This window comes from Mesorhizobium sp. M8A.F.Ca.ET.208.01.1.1 (genome assembly GCF_004791315.1).
Taxonomy (GTDB): Bacteria; Pseudomonadota; Alphaproteobacteria; order Rhizobiales; family Rhizobiaceae; genus Mesorhizobium.
In genome coordinates this window covers 1,717,604-1,734,792 of record NZ_SRUT01000001.1, presented here as the reverse complement: position 1 = coordinate 1,734,792, position 17,189 = coordinate 1,717,604, and the positions used below count along the sequence as shown (strand labels likewise).

General features: G+C 63.6%; 22 protein-coding genes and 1 pseudogene. 12 read left to right on the top strand and 11 right to left on the bottom strand.

Features of this window, described 5'->3' with window-relative positions:
• Positions 1-57 precede the first annotated feature (57 nt).
• From EN851_RS08925 to betI, 4 genes are all read right to left on the bottom strand, one after another.
• Positions 58-480 carry a DoxX family protein gene (locus tag EN851_RS08925; protein WP_127871488.1) on the bottom strand — a complete coding sequence of 141 codons (423 nt, stop codon included), beginning with the start codon at positions 478-480 and terminating at the stop codon, positions 58-60.
• Between the two features lie 446 nt (positions 481-926).
• A complete protein-coding gene (gene fumC, locus EN851_RS08920; RefSeq protein ID WP_127871489.1) occupies positions 927-2,324 on the bottom strand; it encodes a class II fumarate hydratase in 1,398 nt (465 codons plus the stop codon).
• Between the two features lie 319 nt (positions 2,325-2,643).
• Positions 2,644-3,417, bottom strand: coding sequence for an SDR family oxidoreductase (locus EN851_RS08915; RefSeq protein ID WP_135929000.1), 774 nt, complete (start codon positions 3,415-3,417; stop codon positions 2,644-2,646).
• Between the two features lie 109 nt (positions 3,418-3,526).
• On the bottom strand, positions 3,527-4,165 hold the full coding sequence (betI, locus tag EN851_RS08910; RefSeq protein ID WP_135863855.1) for a transcriptional regulator BetI: 639 nt from the start codon (positions 4,163-4,165) through the stop codon (positions 3,527-3,529).
• An 80-nt stretch (positions 4,166-4,245) separates the two neighbouring features.
• Here betI and choX point away from each other — a divergent pair, with 80 nt between their 5' ends.
• Together choX and EN851_RS08900 are read left to right on the top strand one after the other, a co-directional pair.
• Positions 4,246-5,184: a choline ABC transporter substrate-binding protein gene (gene choX, locus EN851_RS08905; RefSeq protein ID WP_135928999.1), complete on the top strand. Its 939-nt coding sequence runs from the start codon at positions 4,246-4,248 to the stop codon at positions 5,182-5,184.
• On the top strand, positions 5,181-6,014 hold the full coding sequence (locus EN851_RS08900; protein ID WP_135928998.1) for an alpha/beta hydrolase: 834 nt from the start codon (positions 5,181-5,183) through the stop codon (positions 6,012-6,014). The genes choX and EN851_RS08900 overlap by 4 nt, the downstream gene beginning before the upstream one ends.
• Here EN851_RS08900 and EN851_RS08895 read toward each other — a convergent pair whose 3' ends face one another.
• Complete coding sequence (locus EN851_RS08895; RefSeq protein WP_135928997.1) at positions 6,015-6,782, bottom strand: NIPSNAP family protein; 768 nt, start codon at positions 6,780-6,782, stop codon at positions 6,015-6,017.
• A 148-nt stretch (positions 6,783-6,930) separates the two neighbouring features.
• On the opposite strand from EN851_RS08895, the gene EN851_RS08890 reads away from it, so the two are divergent.
• Entirely contained in the window at positions 6,931-7,560 is a 630-nt protein-coding gene (locus EN851_RS08890; RefSeq protein WP_189521789.1) for a TetR/AcrR family transcriptional regulator, read from the top strand.
• A gap of 62 nt (positions 7,561-7,622) precedes the next feature.
• Here EN851_RS08890 and EN851_RS08885 read toward each other — a convergent pair whose 3' ends face one another.
• Positions 7,623-7,949, bottom strand: coding sequence for a hypothetical protein (locus EN851_RS08885; RefSeq protein WP_245520711.1), 327 nt, complete (start codon positions 7,947-7,949; stop codon positions 7,623-7,625).
• 115 nt (positions 7,950-8,064) lie between these two features.
• Between EN851_RS08885 and EN851_RS08880 the strand changes: the two genes are divergently transcribed.
• The 8 genes and pseudogenes from EN851_RS08880 to EN851_RS08845 all read left to right on the top strand — a co-directional run bounded on the left by EN851_RS08880 (position 8,065) and on the right by EN851_RS08845 (position 12,121).
• Positions 8,065-9,198 carry a metallophosphoesterase gene (locus tag EN851_RS08880; protein WP_135928996.1) on the top strand — a complete coding sequence of 378 codons (1,134 nt, stop codon included), beginning with the start codon at positions 8,065-8,067 and terminating at the stop codon, positions 9,196-9,198.
• Between the two features lie 76 nt (positions 9,199-9,274).
• A pseudogene (locus EN851_RS08875) lies at positions 9,275-9,433 on the top strand (glutathione S-transferase); the annotation flags it as partial.
• 266 nt (positions 9,434-9,699) lie between these two features.
• Positions 9,700-9,909, top strand: a complete 210-nt coding sequence (locus EN851_RS08870) for a cold-shock protein (RefSeq protein WP_010915421.1) — start codon at positions 9,700-9,702, stop codon at positions 9,907-9,909.
• A gap of 343 nt (positions 9,910-10,252) precedes the next feature.
• The gene (locus EN851_RS08865) at positions 10,253-10,480 is read left to right on the top strand and encodes a hypothetical protein (RefSeq protein WP_127280426.1); all 228 of its coding nucleotides are present in this window, start codon (positions 10,253-10,255) and stop codon (positions 10,478-10,480) included.
• On the top strand, positions 10,480-10,887 hold the full coding sequence (locus EN851_RS08860) for a hypothetical protein (protein WP_056562978.1): 408 nt from the start codon (positions 10,480-10,482) through the stop codon (positions 10,885-10,887). Before EN851_RS08865 ends, EN851_RS08860 begins: the two co-directional genes overlap by 1 nt.
• Position 10,888: 1 nt before the next feature.
• Positions 10,889-11,056: a hypothetical protein gene (locus EN851_RS08855; RefSeq protein WP_135883579.1), complete on the top strand. Its 168-nt coding sequence runs from the start codon at positions 10,889-10,891 to the stop codon at positions 11,054-11,056.
• A gap of 52 nt (positions 11,057-11,108) precedes the next feature.
• The gene (locus EN851_RS08850; protein ID WP_189343643.1) at positions 11,109-11,432 is read left to right on the top strand and encodes a YkgJ family cysteine cluster protein; all 324 of its coding nucleotides are present in this window, start codon (positions 11,109-11,111) and stop codon (positions 11,430-11,432) included.
• A gap of 77 nt (positions 11,433-11,509) precedes the next feature.
• On the top strand, positions 11,510-12,121 hold the full coding sequence (locus EN851_RS08845; RefSeq protein WP_135863877.1) for a LysE family translocator: 612 nt from the start codon (positions 11,510-11,512) through the stop codon (positions 12,119-12,121).
• Positions 12,122-12,130: 9 nt separating this feature from the next.
• On the opposite strand, the gene EN851_RS08840 is transcribed toward EN851_RS08845, so the two are convergent.
• Genes EN851_RS08840 through EN851_RS08830 form a run of 3 tightly spaced genes read right to left on the bottom strand, consistent with a single transcriptional unit; the run spans position 12,131 to position 14,019 of the window.
• Entirely contained in the window at positions 12,131-12,517 is a 387-nt protein-coding gene (locus tag EN851_RS08840; RefSeq protein WP_127280614.1) for a nuclear transport factor 2 family protein, read from the bottom strand.
• Between the two features lie 20 nt (positions 12,518-12,537).
• Positions 12,538-12,972 (bottom strand): OsmC family protein, encoded by a 435-nt coding sequence (locus tag EN851_RS08835; RefSeq protein WP_135928995.1) that lies wholly within the window; start codon positions 12,970-12,972, stop codon positions 12,538-12,540.
• 33 nt (positions 12,973-13,005) lie between these two features.
• Entirely contained in the window at positions 13,006-14,019 is a 1,014-nt protein-coding gene (locus EN851_RS08830) for an NAD(P)-dependent alcohol dehydrogenase (RefSeq protein WP_135928994.1), read from the bottom strand.
• Between the two features lie 98 nt (positions 14,020-14,117).
• Here EN851_RS08830 and EN851_RS08825 point away from each other — a divergent pair, with 98 nt between their 5' ends.
• Positions 14,118-14,726: a TetR/AcrR family transcriptional regulator gene (locus EN851_RS08825; RefSeq protein WP_135928993.1), complete on the top strand. Its 609-nt coding sequence runs from the start codon at positions 14,118-14,120 to the stop codon at positions 14,724-14,726.
• A 245-nt stretch (positions 14,727-14,971) separates the two neighbouring features.
• Here the strand turns inward: EN851_RS08825 and groL are convergent, their stop codons facing one another.
• Positions 14,972-16,627: a chaperonin GroEL gene (gene groL / locus EN851_RS08820; protein ID WP_135883582.1), complete on the bottom strand. Its 1,656-nt coding sequence runs from the start codon at positions 16,625-16,627 to the stop codon at positions 14,972-14,974.
• A gap of 65 nt (positions 16,628-16,692) precedes the next feature.
• Entirely contained in the window at positions 16,693-16,989 is a 297-nt protein-coding gene (gene groES / locus EN851_RS08815; protein WP_006203049.1) for a co-chaperone GroES, read from the bottom strand.
• Positions 16,990-17,189: the final 200 nt, after the last annotated feature.

The window sequence follows — 17,189 nt, the reverse complement described above, 5'->3', positions numbered from 1 at the left end:
AAAAGCGGCGCGGAAAATTCCGCGCCGCTTGTTTCGGGTCCTTGGGAGGGGAAAGCGTCAGCCGCGCTTGGCGTCGATCGAATAGGCGCCGGCGCCCGAGGAGGCGAGCAGGATGAAGCCGCCGGTGATGGCGAGGTTCTTGAGGAACTGGATCATCTGCATCTGGTCGGCCCAGCCGGTGTGGGCGACCAGCCCGGTTGCGATCGTGAAGATGGCGAGCACCCAGGCGGCGATCCTGGTCTGGAAACCGACGAGGACGGCAAGGCCGCCAAGCAGCTCGATCAGGCCGACGATGACGGCCGTCGCCGTCGGTGCCGGCAGGCCGAGGCCGCCGAAATAGGCGGCGGTGCCGGAAATGGCTGATAGTTTGCCGAATCCGGACAGCAGGAAAATGACTGCGAGCAGGATACGGCCGAGCAGGATGGTGACAGAACTGTTGGACGCGGTGCCGGCGCCGGCGGCGGAAGTGTTGATGGACATGGTGGCTCTCCGAATGGGTTGAATGACCACTCACATAGACGATGCCGACTGTTCACCAAAGTCGGCTATGCGGCGACACATTGTTCACAGGAAGGATGTTTTCGGGATTGGCGGCCGCGCGCGAAAATCGTGTCGCGGGATTGGGTTGGAGAAGTAAATTGTGCTGCCGCAAAACGGGATCCTCGGTTCCGAAGTTTGCGAGCACTTGCTTCGGAGATTAGCCGAGACGCTCGTGACGTCGTCATCCACGGGCGAAGCAAGGAGCGAAGCGACGCGCGCAGACCCGAGGATCCATGCCGCGACCTCAAAACAGTCGCAAGCGGTGCAGGATCTACACCGTTGTGCCCTTCGACTGAAGTAGCGGCATGGATTCCAGGGTCTTCGCGACGGAGCTTCGCTCCTGCATCGCCCTGGAATGACGACCTCTTGGGCCTGTCCGCAGGGACCTACCCCGGATGGGTCATGTCCTCCGGCCGCACCAGACGGTCATAGTCGGCCTCGCTGACCAGTCCGGTTGCCAGCGCTTCCTCGCGCAGCGTCGTGCCTTTCTTGTGCGCGGTCTTGGCGATCTTGGCGGCGTTGTCGTAGCCGATGGTGGGCGCAAGCGCCGTCACCAGCATCAGCGAACGGTCGAGGGCCGCCTTGATGTTGTCCTCTCGCGCCTCGATGCCGACCACGCAATTGTCGGTGAACGAGACAGAAGCGTCGGCCAGCAGCTGCACCGACTGGAGGAAGTTGTAGGCCATCAGCGGATTGTAGACGTTGAGCTCGAAATGGCCCTGGCTGCCGGCGAAGGTCAGCGCGGCATTGTTGCCGAACACCTGCACGCAGACCTGCGTCAGCGCTTCGCACTGGGTCGGGTTGACCTTGCCCGGCATGATCGAGGAGCCGGGCTCGTTTTCCGGCAGCGACAATTCACCGAGGCCCGAGCGCGGGCCGGAGCCAAGGAAACGGATGTCGTTGGCGATCTTGAACAGTGCCGCGGCCGCCGCATTGATGGCGCCGTGCGAGAAAACCATGGAATCGTGGGCGGCGAGCGCTTCGAACTTGTTCGGCGCGGTGACGAAGGCGATCCCTGATATGGCGGCGATACGATCGGCCACCCGCTCGGCGAAACCGACCGGCGCGTTGAGGCCTGTACCCACGGCGGTGCCGCCTTGCGCCAGTTCCTGCAGGCCGGGCAGCGTCAATTCGATGCGCTTGATCGACGAGGCGACCTGCGCCGCGTAGCCGGAGAATTCCTGGCCGAGGGTAAGGGGGGTGGCATCCTGCGTGTGGGTGCGGCCGATCTTGATGATGTGATTGAAGTCCCGGCTCTTGGCGGCGAGCGCCTTGTGCAGGTGCTTCAGCGCCGGCAAGAGGTCGTGCACGATGCGCTCGGCGCAGGCAATGTGCATGGCCGTCGGGTAGGTGTCGTTCGACGACTGGCTCATATTGACGTGGTCGTTCGGGTGCACCGGCTTTTTCGAGCCCATGACGCCGCCCAGCATTTCGATCGCGCGGTTCGAGATCACCTCGTTGGCGTTCATGTTGGACTGCGTGCCCGAGCCGGTCTGCCAGACCACCAGCGGGAAATGATCGTTGAGCTTGCCGTCGATGACCTCTTGCGCGGCCTCGATGATCGCCTTGCCGATGGCCGGATCGAGCCGCTTGAGTTCCATATTGGCTTCCGCCGCCGCCCGCTTGACGATACCCAGCGCGCGCACGATCGAAGCCGGCTGCTTTTCCCAACCGATCTTGAAATTGCCGAGGGAACGCTGCGCCTGCGCGCCCCAATACCGGTCGGCGGCAACCTCGATGGGGCCGAACGTATCGGTTTCAGTTCTAGTCTTTTCAGCGCTCACGGGAAATCTCCGCTCTGTCGATTTGCGCAAGGGCGTATCGCGTTGCACAAATGGCTTCAAGCGGAGAATGACGCGGGTGCGGATGCAAATCGGTTGAAGGAAAGGTCAATCTCCCCCTTCGTGGGGGAGATGCCCGGCAGGGCAGAGGGGGGCGCGAAGGATCGCGGCGCCTGGAAGATGAGATAACGGACACGGCGGCCCGGGATTGCGCATCGACAATCCTTTCCGCGACCTTCGAACAGGAGCGGAAGGCTGGCGGGACAGCGCCCCCCTCTGGCCTGCCGGCCATCTCCCCCACAAGGGGGGAGATTAGCTGTCCTCACCCTGCCGTATAGCCGCCGTCGATGGCAAAGATCGCGCCGCTGGTCCAGGCGGCCTCGTCGCTGGCAAGATAGACCGCCATCCCGGCGAGGTCGTCAGGACGGCCGATGCGGCCCAGCGGATAGCTGCGCTCGACATAGGCTTTCAGCTCCGCCTTTGCCTCGACCGGCAGGTTGTCGACGGTCTTGCGCCGCATGGCCGTGTCGACCGTGCCGGGCGCGATGGCGTTGACGCGGATGCCTTGCGGGCCAAGTTCGAAGGCGAGCGATTTGGTCAGCGAATTCAGCGCGCCCTTGGACAGGGAGTAGAGGCTGGACGGACGCTTCGGGATCATCTTGTCGGCGAAGTAGGACGAGATGTTGATGACGGATGCGCCGGTGCCGAAATGCTGCAGCAGCCCCTGTGTGAGGAAGAAGGCCGCCGACACATTGAGCGCGAAGGAGTGCTGGAACTGCGCCTCGCTGACGGTCTCGAATGGCACGAGATAGGCAACACCGACATTGTTGACGAGAACGTCGAGCGGCCGGCCGGAAGCTTTCGCGGGCTCGACCGCCGCTGCTATGCCGGGGCTGGTGGCGAGATCGGCCGACAATGTCTCAACGGTGCCGACCGGGCCGGAAGCCGTCAGCTTCTGGCGAGCGGCTTCGAGCTTGCCCGCGTCGCGGCCGACGATCAGCACATCGGCGCCCTCGCGCAGGAATGCCTCGGCGATCGCCAGGCCGATGCCGTCCGATCCACCGGTGATCAACGCCCGCTTGCCGTGAAGCCTCATCGCTCACCTCACCATGTGTTTGGCATCAAACAGAGGGATCGCACCGCATGTGCGCGACGGGGTCAAGCCATCAGGCTATCCCAGGGTATGAACTTCGGCAGCCGACTGCTCACGCGCGGGCGGTCGAGCGATCCCGAGTGGCCAGCCGCGCGGCGACATAGTTCTTAACCTGCCGGATCGCCTGTTCGCGCGAGACGCTGCCTGGCTGCAGGCCGAGGCGAAGCCAAAGTCCGTCGATCAAGGCCGTGACGCCAAGCGCGATGTCGTCGGCCTCGCTGGGTGAGGCGAGGCCGCGCAGGCCGGACAACAGGTTCGAGCGCATGCGCCCGTGGATCACCTTCTGGATGCGCGCCAGCTTTTCATCGCGCGGCACCTCGGCGCAGAGCGAAAGCCAGGCATGGCAAAGAGGCGGCAGGAAGAGATGCTCCTCGAAATTGCCCTCGATCACCGCATCCAGGCGTTCCATCGACGTCCGTGCCTGGCGAAGCCTTGCGACCACCGCGTCGCCCAGGACCGCGTTGGCCTCGCGCATGGCGTGCTCGAACAGTTCCTGCTTGTTGCGGAAGTAGTGCAGGACAATGCCTTTGGAGGCACCGGCCTGGGCGGCGACCTTTTCCAGCGTGGCCCCAGCAATGCCTTCGCGCTCCAGAACCGCGAAGGCCGCCTGCCGCAATTCCTTGCGGCGTATGTCGCCGAGGCGCTTCAGTTTCACGGGATCGTTCCATGCATCACGAATCCACGTTGACATTTTCGTCCCGCGAGATCAATCATTGACCAGTGGGACAATAAAAAGACCGATTGGTCAATTTGAGCAATGAGGAGAACGGAATGTTGCGCATCCTTGCAAACGGAGCCTGGCTTGCCGCGCTGGCCCTGGCCTCGCAGGCGGCCCAGGCGGCGGACGCCGAGCAATGCCGCGTAGTCCGCATGGCCGAGCCCGGCTGGAACGATCTCGCTTTCACCACGGGTGTGGGCAATGTGCTTCTGCAAGCGCTGGGCTATCAGCCACAGAGCGAGGTGCTCGGCATCAACGTCATCTACGAAGGCATGAAGAACCGCGATCTCGACCTGTTCCTGGGCTACTGGGACCCGGCGATGGTCACTTATTACGAGCCCTACAAGAAGAACGGTTCGATCGAGAATGTGCGAGTCAATCTCGTCGGCGCCAAATACACGTTTGCCGTACCGACCTATGTCTGGGAGGCAGGGGTCAAGGACGTCTCGGACCTGCACAAGTTCGCCGACAAGTTCGGCAAGAAGATGTATGGCATCGAGCCCGGCTCCAACCAGCTGATGATGGATGCCATCGCCGATCCGGCTTTTGGCCTCGATGGCTGGCACGTGGTCGAGTCCAGCGAAGCCGGCATGCTGTCGGAGGTCGGCTACGAGATCAAGGAGAAGCAGTTCATCGTCTTCCAGGGTTGGGCGCCGCATCCGATGAACACCATGTACGACTTCAAGTACCTGACCGGCGGCGACAAATTCTTCGGCCCGAATTTCGGCGCCGCGACGGTGACGACGCAGGTCCGCACGGGCTACCTGCAGGAATGTCCGAACGTCGCGCGGCTCCTCGGAAATCTCGTCTTCGACATCGACTTCGAGAATGTCGGCATGGGCTACCTCATCAATGACGGCATGAAGCCGGAGGACGGGGCGCTGAAGGCGATCACGCTGAACAAGAACCGCCTCGATGCCTGGCTCGCCGGTGTCACCACTTTCGATGGCAAGCCTGGTCTTGCCGCCGTCAAGGAAAAGCTCGGCCTGTGAGACTGCCGGACGCCTTGCCCGTTGCCGAGGTGGAACAGGACGCCTGGGCCGCCCGCAAGCAATGGGTCCATACCGGCGATCTCGACATCGCCTATGTCGAGATCGCCGGCGCCGGGCCGCCGCTGTTGCTGATTCATGGTTTCACGGACACCAGCCGCAGCTTTTCACTGCTGGCGCCGCATCTGGCCGGCCGCCAGCTGATCATGCCCGACTTGCGCGGCCATGGTGCCTCGCAAGCGGGCGACGGCTGCCGCGTCGCGGATTTCGCCGAGGACATTGCCGGGTTGATCCGGCACCTGCGGCTGGAAAGGCCTGTCGTCGTCGGTCATTCTCTGGGCGGCATGGTGGCGATTGCCTTGGCCGCTTGGCATCCGGGCCTGATCGGTGGCCTGGTCGTGCTGGCCAGCGCGTTGAAGCCCGGCTTCACGCCGGACCATCCATTGCCGGTCGGCATCCGGGCCTTGCGCGACCCGATATCGCCAACCGATCCGTTCTTCGCCTGGTGGCATGCATGTGGGGCCTCGGTACCGCAGCCGTTTCTCGCCGGCCTGGCGAAGGAAGCTTCCGCCATGCCAGCTGCCCGCTGGCGCGGCATTCTCGATGAAGTCCGCATGACCGACCTGGCAGCCGAGGCACGGGCGGTGCGGGTCCGGACGCTGATCATCGCCGGCGCCTGCGATCCGCTTTTCGGCGAAGCGCACCAACAGGCTTTGGCCGAGGCGCTGACCGGATCCCGTCTCGTGTGGGCGCAAAATTGCGGTCACAATCCGCACTGGGAGGACCCGGCCTTTGTCGCCTCGGCGATCGCGGAAATGTTGACCGGCCGCTGATCATCTCAACAGCGATCGGGCCGTGGGCACCAGCCGCAACGTCTCTGCCGGCTTTGTGCTGACGGCTTGCATGCTCTGGATGAGCGCCCGCCACGCCGACGAAGCAGCGAGGCTATGGTTGGCATGGGCATCGGCGTCGTGGAAGCCGGTAACGGCGACGAAGACGTTTTCTCCGGCGCGCACGGGAAGTCGCGGGAACGTGTTTGCGGCCGGCTCCGTCACGAAGGCGCCGAGCAGAGGCGCGCCGTTCTGGGCAAGCCGCGCAACCATCTCCGCTCGGAAGCGCCCGGCGACATCGGCCCCGGTGCCCGGCCGCAAATGATGAATCGAAATCTCAACCAGACCGGGCAACCCATTCCGATCGCTTGTGCTTTTGGCCGCCGATGGCCGGCGCAGCCCCGACAGATCGAAGCCGGCATCCGGCCACGCCGGTCGCAGCAGCAACACATCGTCGGAATCGATCATCGTCGCATTGGCGGCATCGCGGTGTGCGGCCCATACAGGGCCGTCATAGAACGCGCCCAGAGCGTCCTTGCGGGCATCCATGCTGTCGAAGCCGCGCATCCAGACGAACATGTCGGGGCGGTCCAGGTCACGGAATTGGCCGATGATGGTCATCCCCGCGTCTTCCTGGCTTTCGATGAACTCCGTGTCGAAGATCTCGATCAACGTTTCGCGCCGGCCGGGCTTCAACGTGTACTGGCGCAATTCGACGATCGGCGAGGCGAGCGCCGCCGGCTTCGGCGTGGCATTCGGGGTCGGGTTCATCCGGCGTTCTCCAAAACAGGTTGATCACCCGGTTTATAAACAGACCGGTTGCCCTGTTTTGTCAACATGCTATCCTTCGAGAATGTCAGCAGAGCTCAACATCCAGCCAAGGCGAGCCCGAGGCAAACGCATCAACGACCCTGAGGGCATGCGCCGGAAAATGCTCGATGTCGCGGAAGACGCGTTTCAGGCGCGCGGCTATCATGCCTCCAGCCTCGGCGACCTGATGGCGGCGGCGGGCGTCAGCGCTGGCGCGCTGCATCATCATTTCCCCACCAAGAAGGCACTGGCGCTGGCGGTCATCGACGAGCGTGTGGCGGCGGCGGTCGAGGAAACGTGGATCGCCCCGGTGCAAGCGGCGGCTTCGGCGCGTGATGGCGTGCGTCAGGTGTTCGAAGCCGTGGCGGCGGAACTGGAACGGCAAGGTTTCGTGCGCGGCTGCCCGCTCAACAATCTGGCGCATGAGCTCTCGCTCGCCGATCCCGAGTTCCGGATTGCGCTTGCCGGCATCTTCGCTGCATGGCGCCAGGCGATCGCCGACAAGATCAGCGCCGACCAGCAGGAGGGCAGAGAGCAAGGCACGGACCCCCGGCAGTTTGCGATGGTTGCCGTCGCCGCCTATTCCGGTGCCATGTCGATGGCCAAGGCAGCGCAGGACGCCAGCCCGTTGCGCGATTGCCTTGCGGCGTTCGAGAGCGCCGCGCAAGCGGCATCATCGCAGGGCGATCCGGGGGCGAGGCGACGTCGCAGGGTGCTGCGGCGGTACGGCGGCATTTGAGGCAGGCTACAGCCCGGCTTTGCGGCGATGCCGCGGCGAGCGCGGACAGCCGGTTCCTAGATCTAGTCGGCCAAAGGCTTGATCGTCTCGTAGCCGTTCACTGATTCCGCGCTGGTGCCTTCATCGTAGCGCCGGGCGAGAGCGGCCTGCAGATCGGGTGAATAGAGTGCCGTGAAGGCGCCGAGTGTCTCTCCGGCTCCGTCCTTGAAGGTCTCCCCGACGGCGAGCACATTGTATTTGCAGTCGCCCAGGCTGAACGTCTCCTTGGCCAGCGTCAGTGTCTTGGTGGCATTCGGCTGCTTGCTGGGCGACAGCTCGACGAACTCGATCGTGCTCTTGGCTCCCGCCTTGAGCGGAAACAGTTTTCGCAGATCGGCAAACGGGATCATTGCCAGCCGACCGGTCTCGCTGTCGCGAAAAACCTCGATGGCGGCTCTTTCATGCGGCGATCGCCGTGGCGAGGACTGAACTTTACTGCCGCCCGCCCTCCATGCTGAAATCCCGATGATGAATCGCCCTTCCTCCATATTGCTCTCGCGCCGTGGGTTTCTGCTACAGGCCGCCGGTCTTGCCACGGCCGGTGCGCTTTCACGCCCGGCGTTCGGTCAGACCGGGCAGCGCATCCAGCCTGTCGACGCCACCTTCCTGTTCGTCGCCGATGTCCATGCCTGCCGCATGGCGAGCGGCTTGAGCCCCAATTGCCAGCTGGAAGGCAAGACGGACGCGGCGCTGCTGCGCGACGTCGCGGCGTTGAACGCCATCGGTGACAAGGAGTGGCCGGCCGAGATCAACGCCATCGCCACCGGCCTGCGGCCTGCCGGTAGCCGCATCGGCACGCCGCTCGGCCTTGTCGTCGGCGGTGACATCACCGACGATGGCGGCGGCCAGATCACCGAGCCCAGCGAAGGCACCCAACTCCTGCAGTTCAGCCAGCGCTATCAGCAAGGCATGGGCCCCGACCGCGTGCATGTTCCGGTTTATGTCGGCCTCGGCAATCACGACCTCGACCAGAACGGGCCGCCGCACCATGTCGACTGGTACCGGCGCGAAATGCGCGACTATGTCGAGGTCAATCATCGCGCCGGCGTGTTCTTCAAGCCGCCGGTGCCGGCCACCAGCTACGATGTCGACACCGACTGCTATTCATGGGACTGGGGTGGCCTGCATCTGGTGCAGACCCATCGCTTCGCCGGCGACACCGGCCATGGCGCCGACAACAGCCTGCCTTGGCTCAAGCAGGATCTGGCGACCTATGCCGCCGACGGCCGCCCGGTCATCCTGTTCCAGCACTATGGCTGGGACGTTTTTTCGACGGAGCGGTGGGACCCCGCCAGGAGGGCGTTTGACAACGAAGGCAAGGGAGCGTCGCATTGGTGGAGCGATGCGGACCGTCGGGCATTGCTGGCGGCCCTGAAGGGCTACAACGTTATCGCCATCTTCCACGGTCATCAGCATGAGGTGCCGATGATCTATCAACGCGACAGCCTCGATCTCTTCAAGCCGAAAGCGGCCTATATGGGTGGCTTTGCTCTGGCACGTGTCACCGACGACAGCCTGGACGTCGTGTTGGGTGAAGCCAGCGACGATGATGGCGACGTGATTTTCACCAACGCCTTCAGCAAATCGCTGAAGACTTGAAAAGGGCCGCTCGACGCGGCCCTTCCACAGCGATCAGAACGATTTCTTGACCTTGTCCTTCACGTCGCCATAGGTCATGTACGCGCCCGTCGTCACCCGTTTCGACACCTATGGCGGCGATCTGGCGCCCGACACCAGGGCTTATGTCGACGCGGTTCTGGCAACGCCGGCCATGCGCCAATGGTATGCCGACGCAGCCAGGGAGACATGGCCGGAGCCGGGGCCGGACGAATAGGGCCTATCTGCGAAGCGGCCTTCCCCAGGGATCGGGATCGACCACTTGAGACGTTTTCATTTGGCGGATTTTCGGCTCGATGGCGCAACATTTGACAGGCGTCCGAAACACGCGTAGAAGAAATTCGTCGATATTTGTTTGACTGACTTTTGTTATCCGCGCTTTCGAGCGCGCCTTTGACGAACTTCCCACATCAAAAATCGAGACAAACGACGTTGTGCATCCGCACGGCGGCGAACGAATATTTGCCATGGAAAGGGTTCGTCATGAGCACCGGCACAGTTAAGTGGTTCAACGCCACCAAAGGTTTTGGTTTTATTCAGCCTGACGACGGCTCCGCCGACGTTTTTGTCCACATCTCGGCCGTGGAACGCGCCGGCATGCGCGACATCGTCGAGGGGCAGAAGCTCGGCTACGAGATGGTCCGCGACAACAAGTCGGGCAAGATGTCCGCCGACCAGTTGAAGGCGGCGTGAAGTAAGAATTCAGCCGTCGCGGTGACCACGGATGTACTGGCACTGGTGAACGGCGAATTCGGGCGCATTGCCACGGGAAACCTGAGTTTCCAAGGTTTGTGCTGCCCATCAGGAGCCAGCTTGTGCATCCAGTTGGATGCGCGGCGGCTCCCAGGGAAGGTCAGGCGGTGCCTGGCCTTTTTCATTTTACGCTTGTTGCCGCCGAAAATGCGCTGCGCATTGGGCTGAACGTGCTAAGGGACGCTGCAGCATTCTGAATCCGCTGCCGCATCGCTTTGTACTGGTCCCGACCGAAGACCCGGTCTCGCCCTATCGGTACCAGGCTCCTGACAGGAGAAAGATCTTGACCGCCCATTCGAAGCCAGCCGTCGACCCGGCCGTGTCGCTGTTCAGCAAGACGCAAACCCAGTCGATGTCGCTCAACCGCATCATTTCCGAACGGGATGCCGTCAGCGAAGCACGGGAAGCCAAGACCGCGCGCCTGCGCGAACTGCGGCTGGAGAAGGAGGCCGACGAGATGGCGGCCGCCGCCGCGCTCGCGGCGCTGCCGAAACGAGCCGGAAAACGCTGATGGCCACCAAGCGCGTACCGCCAACGCCGATCGCGGCCGATGCGACCATAGCCGACATGGTCGAAACCCTGGACAAGCCGGTCGAATATGTCCGGCGCGTGCTGGAAAAACTCGAACGCTGCAAGCGCGCCCATGGCGATGCCCAGGTGCGCGTCGGTGTGCGCGGCCGCGCCGAAGCCCCGAACTACCTGATCGAATATGTCCGCGAGGACAAAAAGACCCAGGAGCGGGTGACCTACCAGGACGCCGCCTACAGCGGCAGCACGCATCGTGAGCTGGCGCCGCATCACATCGCGGAAGCGCGGAACTGGTCGCCCGAGGAGATGAACATCACGGCGGTTTCGGCCCTGATCGGCCGCTTGCGCAATCCGCGCGCACCGTCATCGCGTTTCGCCGACGAGGACTGACATGGCCATAAAATTCTCCGCCAAGGACCAGCCGTCAGCGCCGGCTTCCGCCGCAAAGCCGGCCAAACCGGTTGCGGCGCCGAAGGCGGCCAAGGCCGACGAGGCAGCGACCGATCTGTTCAAGTCGCCGGTCGACGCACCGAAGGGCAAGACGGGCAAGAAGAAGTAGCGCCTTGCCTCGGGATGCCGATCGCAACCTTGCCGCTTCGGGGCCGTTTGCCGTGCTAGCCGCGAGCAGTCCGCCTTCGTCAGCTCCTGTCTTCGATTGCCAGAGCTGCGGGGCCTGCTGCTCCTATTCGGCCGAATGGCCGCGCTTTTCGACCGAGGACGATGCGCAGCTCGACCGGATCCCGGAAAAACATGTGGCCGCCGACCTGTCGGGCATGCGCTGCGACGGCGTGCGCTGTTCGGCCCTGTCCGGCGAAGTCGGCAAGTCGACCGCTTGCACCATCTATGAACTGCGACCGGATGTCTGCCGCGCCTGCATGCCTGGCGATGACGAGTGCCTGATGGCGCGCCGGGCGCTCGGATTTTCTACCTCTTAGCAGCGAATGACTGTCGCTTGTGCACGCCTGGCTTGCTGGCTAGGTTGCGTCAGGGCAGGGCGCCGGAGGAGATCATCGTGAGCATCGAATTTCTGTTGACGTCGCTGATCGTCGTGGCTTCGCCCGGCACCGGCGTTCTCTACACGCTGAGCGCCGGGCTTTCGCGCGGCGCCCGGGCCTCGATCATTGCCGCCTTCGGCTGCACGCTCGGCATCATTCCGCATATGGCGGCCGCCATCACCGGCCTTGCGGCGCTGCTGCACACCAGTGCTGTCGCCTTCGAGACCCTGAAATATCTCGGCGTCGCCTATCTGCTCTACATGGCCTGGAACACGCTGAAGGAGAAGGGCGGCCTGAGCGTCGAGGAAAATGTCGCGCCGCGTTCGGCCGGCAAGGTGATCGCCACCGGCATCCTCGTCAACGTGCTCAATCCGAAACTGTCGATCTTCTTCTTTGCCTTCCTGCCGCAATTCGTCAGCACCACCGAGCCCAATGCACTGTCGAAGATGCTTGAGCTCAGCTCGGTCTTCATGCTTTTGACCTTCGTGGTCTTCGTCGGCTACGGCATCTTCGCGGCCTCGATCCGCAGCCATGTCGTGTCGCGGCCAATGGTACTGACCTGGATGCGCCGGACTTTTGCCGGCGCCTTCGTCATGCTCGGCGCCAAGCTGGCGCTGGCGGACAGGTGATCGACTGGCCTAGCCCTTGACGTAACCCATCGCCTCGATGATGCGCCCCTCCGCGACGCGCATCAGGTTGACGCCGCGCAGCGAACTGCCGTCGGCCATCCAGTAGCGCCAGCGGATCGTGGCGCGATCGCCGGCCACGAAAGTCTCCTCGAGGTCGAAGCGCGTGCCGGGCGCGGTGGCGATCGCCGACCACAGCTCGACGCAGGCCGCCTTGCCGGCGCGGCGTGCGCCGTCCGGCGCCGGCGTGGTGTTCTCGATCACGCAGTCCTGCGCCACCAATTCGTCGAGCGCCGAGGGGTCGTGGCGCTGGAAGACGTCATTATAGCGCCGCATGATTTCAGCCGTTTCGCCGGAGCGGTTGGCCATGGCGATGTCGATGATCAATTCCTGGGTCACTGGATTTTCTCCTTCCGTCCTTAGTGAGTTACGAGGTTCGCCTTCAGCGTGATCGCTGCGACACCGGCCAGAGCCCGCGAGACGAGGCATCCAGCCTTGGCCGACTGCGCGAGCCGCTCGAAGTCGGCTGCGGCAAGCCCGGCGACATTCGCCTCCGTCTCAAGCTCGATGCGGGTAATCGTCGGTCCGGCCGCGGTGGCGCCCAGATGCACCTTTGCGATCGTGTGGATATCGCTTGCGATATGACCTTCACGGCTAAGCACGGCGGTGAGCGCCATCGAAAAGCAGCCGGCATGGGCGGCCGCGATCAGTTCCTCCGGATTGGTGCCCGGACCGTTTTCGAAGCGGGACGGGAACGAGTAGGCGCCCTCGAAGGCGCCACTGCCCAGCCTGAGCCGGCCGGATCCCTCCTTGAGCGTGCCGTGCCATTCGGCCGATGCGTCGCGAACTGTCATTGCTTTCTCTCCTCTGGTTGGTGAATAGGGGGCTCACGCGCCGTCGATGACGACCTTGCCGAACACGTCGCCCTGCATGAAATGCCGATACGCCTCGCGCGCTTCGGCGAATGGGAAGATCTTGTCGATGACGGGCTTCAAGCGATGCGCCGCGACGGCGGCAAGCATCGCCTCCAGGCCGCTGCGGCTGCCGACGAAGACGCGGCCGATGGTGACAAGACTGCGCTGGTAGACGGCGGCTGGGATCTCAACCGATCTGCCCTTCTGGTCCTGGACCGTCAGCAGCACGATGCGTCCGTAGAGGGAGCTTGCGATCAGCGATTGCATAAAGGTCGCAGGCCCGCCGGTCTCGACAGTCAAATCGATGCCGCCTGTCGCCTCGCGCAGCTTCATGCCCCAATTGGGCGTCTCGGCCGTTGCGATGACGAGGTCGGCGCCGAGCGCGCGCAACCGGCCGAATTTTTCGGCGCGGGAAGTGACGGCCGCCACGCGGCAGCCCATCAGCTTGGCAAACTGCAGCGCAAACAGGGCGACGCCGCCCGAGCCGATAACCAGCACCCATTGCCCGGGTTTTGGGGCGTCCGCGCCCGTCAGCGCGCTCCAGGCCGTCAGCCCCGCGCAGGTAAATGTCGCGGCTTCATGCCAGTCGAGGTGCTCAGGCAGCCGCACCGCCCATTGCTCGTCGAGCACAGCGTATTCACCGAGCATGCCGTCCAGCGTGCAGCCGAGCTGGTCGATCAGCCCGGCGTTGATGCGGCCGTCGATCCAGCGGGCGAAATAGCTGCCGGTTACACGGTCGCCGACGGCAAAGCGGGTGACATCATCGCCGACGGCCACCACTTCGCCGGCGCCATCGCTCAGCGGCACGATGCCGGCTCGCGGCGTCAGCGGATAGGTGCCGTTGAGGATCATCGTGTCGCGGCGATTGAGCGAGGTGGCGCGTACCCGCATCAGGATCTGACGCGGACCCGGCTGGACGACCGCGTCCTCGCGCATCGCCAGCCTGTCGAGGCCGCCGTCCTGTCCTTCCAGCCGATAGCTTTGCATCGTCGCCTCTCAAATATGTAGACCGATTTACATATTATGTAGACCGATTGTCATATTCGGGGCAAGCCCTATAATGCGCGCTCCTGACAGAGGTTGACATGGCGACAGACACACGCACGCGGATGATCGAGGCGACGGCACTGCTTTTGCGGCGGCGCGGCTATCACGGCACTTCGCTCAACGACATTTTGGCTGCCAGCCGCGCACCGCGCGGCTCGCTCTATTTCCATTTCCCGGGCGGCAAGGACCAACTGGTCATCGAGGTGACTCGCGCCAGCGTGGCCGACGTGACCGAGCGGCTGGGCGCCCAACTGGCGACGGAAAGCGATCCGGCGGTCGCAGTCCACCACATTTACCAGTCTGTCGCCCGCATGCTGGAGGACAACGAGTTTTCGCTCGGCTGCCCGATCGCGCCCGTCGTGCTCGATGCGCCGAACGACGTGCCCGAGCTCGAAGAGATCTGCCGCTCAGCTTTCGAGCAGTGGATCGGCCTGCTGCGGCAGGCCTTCGTCAGGGCAGGGGTGCCCGAGCGCCGCGCGCATGCTTTGGCGCTGCTGGTCGAATCGTCGCTGGAAGGCCTGATGGTGATTGCCCGCGCCACCCGCGACCGCTCGTCACTCAACGCCGTGGCCGACGAAGTGGCTGCACTCATCGAGCAGGCCGTGCTCGCCGGCAAGGTGGCGCAGCAGGCCGAGAGCGCTGCTTAAGAAAGGCAGGTGCCGGCCGAGTTAACTGCCAAAACGAAAAAGGGCGGCATTTCTGCCGCCCTTTCCGTATGCATAAAGCCAAGTTGGCTGGATTGAAGTCCATGCCGCCACTCAAGCCCGCTAGCGGGCTTGAGCAACTTGGATTCATGGGCGTGCTTTATGGACTTCTTAGAAGTCCATGCCGCCACTCAAGCCCGCTAGCGGGCTTGAGCAACTTGGATTCATGGGCGTGCTTTATGGACTTCTTAGAAGTCCATGCCGCCCATGCCGCCCATGCCGCCGCCGCCCATGCCGCCAGGCATGCCGCCGCCAGCCGAGTCCTTCTTCGGAGCTTCGGCGATCATGGCTTCGGTGGTGACGAGCAGGCCGGCGACCGAGGCCGCGTCCTGGAGAGCCGTGCGCACGACCTTGACCGGATCGACGATACCCATGGTGATCATGTCGCCATATTCGCCGGTCTGGGCGTTGTAACCGAAGGTCGCGCCCTTGTTCTCGAGGATCTTGCCGGCAACGATCGAAGCTTCCGCACCAGCGTTCGACGCGATCTGGCGGGCCGGAGCCTGCAGCGCACGACGCACGATGTTGATGCCAGCGGCCTGATCGGCGTTGGCGCCGGTCGACTTGATGTTGGCCGAAGCGCGCAGTAGGGCAACGCCACCGCCAGCAACGATGCCTTCTTCCACGGCCGCGCGGGTCGCGTTGAGGGCGTCATCGACGCGGTCCTTCTTTTCCTTGACTTCGACTTCCGTCGCACCGCCGACGCGGATCACGGCAACGCCGCCGGCGAGCTTCGCCAGACGTTCCTGCAGCTTCTCCTTGTCGTAGTCCGAGGTGGTCTCTTCGATCTGCTGCTTGATCTGGGCAACGCGGCCCTGGATCTCGGCCTTCTTGCCGGCGCCGTCGACGATGGTGGTGTTCTCCTTGGAGATCGACACCTTCTTGGCGCGGCCGAGCATGTTGAGGCCGACATTCTCGAGCTTGATGCCGAGATCTTCCGAGATGACCTGGCCACCGGTGAGGATGGCGATGTCTTCCAGCATGGCCTTGCGGCGATCACCGAAGCCCGGCGCCTTGACGGCGGCGATCTTCAGGCCGCCACGCAGCTTGTTGACGACCAGCGTGGCCAAAGCCTCGCCTTCGACGTCTTCCGAGATGATGAGCAGCGGCTTCGAGGTCTGCACGACGGCTTCGAGGACCGGCAGCATGGCCTGCAGGTTGGAGAGCTTCTTCTCGTGCAGGAGGATGTAGACGTCCTCGAGCTCGGCAACCATCTTGTCGGCGTTGGTGACGAAGTAGGGCGAGAGGTAGCCGCGGTCGAACTGCATGCCCTCGACGACTTCGAGTTCGGTCTCGGCGGTCTTGGCTTCCTCGACCGTGATGACGCCTTCATTGCCGACCTTCTGCATCGCTTCCGCGATCATCTTGCCGACCGACTCGTCGCCATTGGCCGAGATCGTGCCGACCTGGGCGACTTCCTCGGAGGTCTTGATCTTCTTGGCGGCCTTGCCGAGCGCAGCGACCACTTCGGTGACGGCGAGATCGATGCCGCGCTTCAGGTCCATCGGGTTCATGCCGGCGGCAACCGACTTGTGGCCTTCCTGGACGATCGACTGCGCCAGAACGGTCGCGGTCGTGGTGCCGTCGCCGGCGATGTCGTTGGTCTTCGAAGCAACTTCGCGGACCATCTGCGCGCCCATGTTCTCGAACTTGTCTTCAAGCTCGATTTCCTTGGCGACGGTGACGCCGTCCTTGGTGATGCGCGGGGCGCCGAACGACTTGTCGATGACGACGTTGCGGCCCTTGGGGCCGAGCGTGACCTTCACCGCGTCGGCGAGGATGTTGACGCCGCGCAGCATGCGCTCGCGGGCGTCGCGGGAGAATTTTACGTCTTTGGCAGCCATGTTTTAGCTCCTGGCAGGGGCTCGGATAGAGCCCGAAAAATTCAAGTTGAGGGTGAGGCCGATAATCAGCCGATGATGCCCATGATGTCGGATTCCTTCATGATCAGAAGGTCTTCGCCATTGAGCTTGACTTCGGTGCCCGACCACTTGCCGAACAGGATGCGGTCGCCGGCCTTGACGTCCAGCGGGACCAGCTTGCCAGCTTCGTCACGGGCGCCGGAGCCGACGGCGATGATTTCGCCTTCCTGCGGCTTTTCCTTCGCCGTATCCGGGATGATGATCCCGCCGGCGGTCTTGGATTCGGATTCGACCCGGCGAACGACCACACGGTCATGAAGCGGGCGGAACTTCGACTTTGCCATTTTTTCTTCCTCGAATGAGAACGGTGAGAACAGTTCCTCCATCCGGCGGTGCCGGACACGTGGTTAGCACTCACCAATGGCGAGTGCTAACGTGGCGCTGAGATAGGCCGCCGACCCGCGAGAGTCAAGGCGCGCGCAAGTGCTCGATCGCGCGAAATTTTGCTCTCGCTGCATCGTGGCGAAGAATGCGGCGGTTACCG